This is a genomic window from Acidovorax sp. KNOB132, from assembly GCF_057541515.1.
The window spans coordinates 1-4,692 of record NZ_BAAJYT010000268.1; the positions used below are offsets into that span (position 1 = coordinate 1).

Sequence of the window (4,692 nt, forward strand, 5' to 3'; positions counted from 1 at the left end):
GCCCCCGCCGCCGCTGCACGCCCTGCGCAGCCGCGGCGCGGCCGTCGCGGGCATCGGCCTCACCGTGGGCGCCTGCGCATGCTTCGCGGTGCTGGACGCCACCACCAAATGGGTCAGCGCCGCCGTGCCGCTCTTCATGGCGCTGTGGCTGCGCTACCTGTTCCAGGCGCTGCTGACCACGGTGTTCGTGCTGCAGCGCGAAGGCGTTGCCGTGCTGCGCACCACGCAGCCGCGGTTCCAGGCGCTGCGCGCGGTGCTGTTCGCCGCCACGAGCCTCTTCGGCTTCATCAGCATCCAGCACCTGCCGCTGGCCGAGTTCAACGCCATCGTGGCGGCCACGCCGCTGTGCGTGACGGTGGTGGCGGCGCTGTGGCTGCACCAGCGGGTGAGCGCGCCGCGCTGGGCGCTCGTGGTCCTGGGGCTGGCGGGCACGCTGGCCATCATCCGCCCGGGGGGCGAGGCCTTCACCTGGGCCATGCTCTGGCCGCTGTGCCTGCTGGCCACCGGCACGGGCTACCAGGTCATCAGCAGCAAGATGGCGGGGCACGAGAGCCCCGCCACCACGCAGCTCTACACCGGCTGGCTGGCCGCGGCGCTGGTGTCGGTGGGCGTGCCGTTCGCCTGGACCGCCATCGCGGACCCATGGCTGTGGGCCGGCATGTTCGCCATGGGCCTGTCGAGCGCCGTGGGGCACATGCTGCTGCTCCAGGCCTATGCGCGCACGACGCCGGTGACGATCGCGCCGTTCCTCTACAGCCAGATCGGCTTCGCGATGCTCGCCGGCTGGCTGCTGTTCCGCCATGTGCCGGACGCCTGGTCGCTGGCGGGCATCGCGGCCATCGTGCTCAGCGGGGCCGCCAGCGCCTGGCTCACCGTGCGCGAGACGCGGTAGCCCCTGCCTTCCCCGTGACTTCGGAACGGAGGTCGGGCCGAGGCGTGACGCCGCGGGTGCTCAGTCGAGCTTGACGCCGGCGTCCTGGATCACGCGGCCCCATTTCTGCTTGTCCGCCACCAGGAATTCCCGGAACTGCCGTGGCGTGCTGCCGACGGGCTCCAGGCCGTCCTGCACCAGGCGCTGGGCGATCTCGGGCATGGCCAGCACCTTGGCCACTTCCTGCTGCACGCGCGCGATGGCGGCGGGTGGCGTGCCCTTGGCGGCGCACAGGCCCGTCCAGGTCACCGGGTCGAAATTCGGCACACCCGTCTCCGACACGGTCGGCACATCGGGAAAGCCGGGCAGCCGCCGGGCGCTGGCCACGGCCAGCAGCCGCAGCTTGCCCGAGCGCACGTTCGGCATCGAGCTGACCGGCTGGTCGAAGATCATCGACACCTGGCCCGACAGCACGTCGGCCATGGCGCTGCCGGTGCCCTTGTAGGCGATGTGCACGATGTCGATGCCCGCGCGCGACTTGAGCATTTCGCCGGCCAGATGGCCACCCGTGCCGTTGCCGGACGACGCGAAATTGAGCTCGCCGGGCCTTTGCCGGGCGTACTGGACCAGTTCGCCCACGGTCTTGACCGGCAGCGCGGCATTCACCAGCAGCAGGTAAGGCGCGTTGGCGATCTGCGTGACGGGCAGCAGATCCGTCTCGGGATTGAAGGGCAGCGACTTGATCAGGTGCGGCTGGATCGACAGCGTGCCCGTGGTGCACATCAGCAGCGTGGTCCCGTCGGGCGGGGCCGACAGCACCGCCGAGGCGGCGATGTTGCCGCCCGCGCCCGGCCGGTTGTCGATCACGACCGGCTGGCCCAGGGCGTCGGCCAGCTTGGGGGCGATCAGCCGCGCGACGATGTCGTTGGAGCCGCCCGGCGAGAAGCCGACGACGATGCGCACCGGCTTGGAGGGAAACGGGTCCGCGGCCCGCGCGGCCGTGGCCTGCAGCGCGGCGGCCACTCCGAGTACCGAGGCGAGGGCGAGGAAGGGGCGAAGCGACAGGCGGTTCATGGCGATCCTTGGAACGGGGCGTGGTGGGACGGGACGGGGCGGAGCGGGAGACGCAGTGGCCGAGGCATCAGGCGACCAGCGATGCACGGGCGCGGGCGATGCGCCGGCATCCTTCCAGCAGCTCGTCGGTGCCGGCGGCGAACGAGATGCGGAAATGCGTGCCGACCCCGTACGCGCTGCCCTGCAGTGCGGCGAGGTTTTCGGACTCCAGCAGGTGCAGGATCCAGTCGTCGCTGCTGCGGATAGGCGTGCCCTGGGGCGTGCGCAGGCCCCACAACGCGCTGCAGGAGGCGAACAGGTAGAAGGCGCCCTGCGGCCGGTGGCAGTGCAGGCCATCGATGGCGTTCAGCGCCTGCAGCACGGTATCGCGGCGCTCCTGGAAGATGCGCCGGCTCTGCGCCACGAAATCCTGCGGGCCCGTCAGCGCCGCCACCGCTGCGGCCTGCGCGATGGCGTTGGCGCCCGAGGTGCTTTGCGACTGCAGCTTGACCATGGCCTGGATGAGTTGCGCCGGCCCGGCCCCGTACCCGATGCGCCAGCCGGTCATGGCATAGGCCTTGGACACGCCGTTGACGGTGAGGGTGCGGGCTTTCAGCGCGGGGGCCACCTGGGCGATGGTGGCGAAGGCGGCGCCGTCGTAGATGAGGTGCTCGTAGATGTCGTCCGTCAGCACCCAGACATGCGGATGCCGTTCCAGCACGTCGGCCAGCGCGGCCAGTTCGGCGGCGCAGTACGTGGCGCCGCTCGGGTTGTTGGGCGAGTTGAGGACCAGCCAGCGCGTCCTGGGCGTGATGGCCCGCTCCAGGTCGGCCGGCTGCAGCTTGAAGCCGAGCGCCTCGGGCCCCTCCACGAACACGGGCACGCCGCCCGCCAGCCGCACCACGTCGGGGTAGGACACCCAATAGGGTGCGGGCACGATGACCTCGTCGCCCTCGGCCACCGTGCACATCAGGGCGTTGAAGATCACCTGCTTGGCGCCCGTGCCCACGATGATCTCGTTCACGCCGTAGTCCAGCCCGTTCTCGGCCCGGAACTTGTGCGCGATCGCCTCGCGCAGCGCCGGCGTGCCGCCCACGTCGGTGTAGCGCGTCTGGCCCGCGGCCATGGCGCGGACGGCCGCCTCCCGGATGTGATCGGGCGTATCGAAGTCGGGCTCGCCGGCCGTCAGGCCAAGAATGTCCCGCCCCTGCGCCCGCAGGGCGCGGGCGCGCTGGCCCGCCATGGAGCTGGGGGATGGCTGGATGCGGTGAAGGCGGGGCGCGATGTGGAGCATGGAAGGGGCGGTGTTCGCAAAGGCCGGCGGACCGGGGTGAGGGCCAGTATCCGGCGCGCACCGCAGCGGCACAAACGAGTAATTGGCAGGCGCGGCCATTCCATTTCTTCCTGCCCGTGGGGGGCTGCCGTACAGTGGCGCGGCATGAACATCACCTTCCGGCAACTCGAAGCGTTCTTCTTCAGCGCCCGGCTTCGCAGCTTCAGTGCCGCGGCAGCGCGCCTGCACACCACCCAGTCCGCCATTTCCAAGCGCGTGGCCGAGCTGGAGGCCAGCTGCGGCACGCCGCTGCTGCACCGCACGCCGCGCGGCCTGGAACTCACGCATGCCGGACGGCAGCTCGTGCCGCTGGCGGAGGAATCGCAGCGCCTGCGGGTTCGCATCGAGCAGGAGGTGAGCGCCGACCATCCACTGCGCGGCACCTTCCGGGTGGGCGTGACCGAGCTGACGGCGCTCACCTGGCTCACGCGGTTCATCCAGCGCGTGCAGGAGCAGCATCCGGCGCTGATGCTGGAGCCGGTGGTGGATGCGGGGCTGAAACTGTTCGAGGGACTGGAGGCCAACCGCATCGACCTGGCCATCATGCCGGGCACGTTCTGGGGCGCGGAGTACGAAACCGTGAAGGTCGGGCAGGTCGAGGATTTGTGGGTGGCCAGCCCGCGCCTGAAGATCCCGAAGCGGCCGCTGCTGCCGCATGAGTTCGAGGCCTACCCGATGCTGGAGCAGTCCACCGGCGCCTCCAAGAACCGCTTCTACGCCGCCTGGCGCGCAGAGCACGGCTTTCGCTTCAACCAGGTTTTCGCCACCAACAGCACGACGGTGCTGCGCGAGCTGACCATCAGCGGCTTCGGCATCAGCCAGCTGGCCCTGGACTACGTGCGCGAGGACATCCGGCAGGGGCTGCTGCGCATCGTCAAAAGCGATCCCATGCCGCCGCCCATGGTCTACAGCGCGGTCTACCGGGCTGACAGCTTCAGCCTGCCGATCCGGCGCATGGTCGATCTGGCGGCCCAGGTGTGCGACTTTTCGTTGAAAGCCAACCAGGCCTCCCTGAACCCGCCGGCCAGGCCCGCCAAGCCCTCACCGCCCGGCCGCCGCCGGCCCCCCAAGGCCTGAGCGGCTGGCGGCATCGGGCGATGGCGGGTGCCGGACGCGCCGATCAGAACGCGGCGGCGTGCCCGTCCTTGCGCGGGTCCGAGCCTGCGATGTAGATGCCCCCTTCGCGCAGCACGAGCTGGGCGCCGCCGAAGGCGAACACGCCGTGGCCCGACTCCACGGTGACCTCGTGGCCGCGCGCGCGCAGTTCGGCCAGCACGGCAGGATCGAAGCCCGGCTCCACGGCCACGCCCCGGCCGCCGGTGACCCGCCAGCGCGGCGCATCGGCGGCGGCCTGCGGGTTCTGGCCGTAGCGCAGCACGCGCAGCGCCATCTGCACGTGGCCCTGCGACTGCATGGGGCCGCCCATGACGCCGAA

General features: G+C 71.1%; 5 protein-coding genes. 2 read left to right on the forward strand and 3 right to left on the reverse strand.

The features are described 5' to 3' along the window. Positions 1–13 precede the first annotated feature (13 nt). Complete coding sequence (locus AC27IO_RS20590; protein WP_498740510.1) at positions 14–892, forward strand: DMT family transporter; 879 nt, start codon at positions 14–16, stop codon at positions 890–892. Between the two features lie 60 nt (positions 893–952). Here the strand turns inward: AC27IO_RS20590 and AC27IO_RS20595 are convergent, their stop codons facing one another. Beyond that, the gene (locus AC27IO_RS20595; RefSeq protein ID WP_498740506.1) at positions 953–1,945 is read right to left on the reverse strand and encodes a Bug family tripartite tricarboxylate transporter substrate binding protein; all 993 of its coding nucleotides are present in this window, start codon (positions 1,943–1,945) and stop codon (positions 953–955) included. Between the two features lie 67 nt (positions 1,946–2,012). Further along, positions 2,013–3,218 carry a pyridoxal phosphate-dependent aminotransferase gene (locus AC27IO_RS20600; protein ID WP_284431054.1) on the reverse strand — a complete coding sequence of 402 codons (1,206 nt, stop codon included), beginning with the start codon at positions 3,216–3,218 and terminating at the stop codon, positions 2,013–2,015. Between the two features lie 144 nt (positions 3,219–3,362). On the opposite strand from AC27IO_RS20600, the gene AC27IO_RS20605 reads away from it, so the two are divergent. Next, entirely contained in the window at positions 3,363–4,334 is a 972-nt protein-coding gene (locus tag AC27IO_RS20605) for a LysR family transcriptional regulator (protein ID WP_272565574.1), read from the forward strand. Positions 4,335–4,377: 43 nt separating this feature from the next. Here the strand turns inward: AC27IO_RS20605 and AC27IO_RS20610 are convergent. Then, positions 4,378–4,692: gamma-glutamyltransferase (locus tag AC27IO_RS20610; protein ID WP_498740508.1), on the reverse strand; the 315-nt coding region annotated here is incomplete at its 5' end.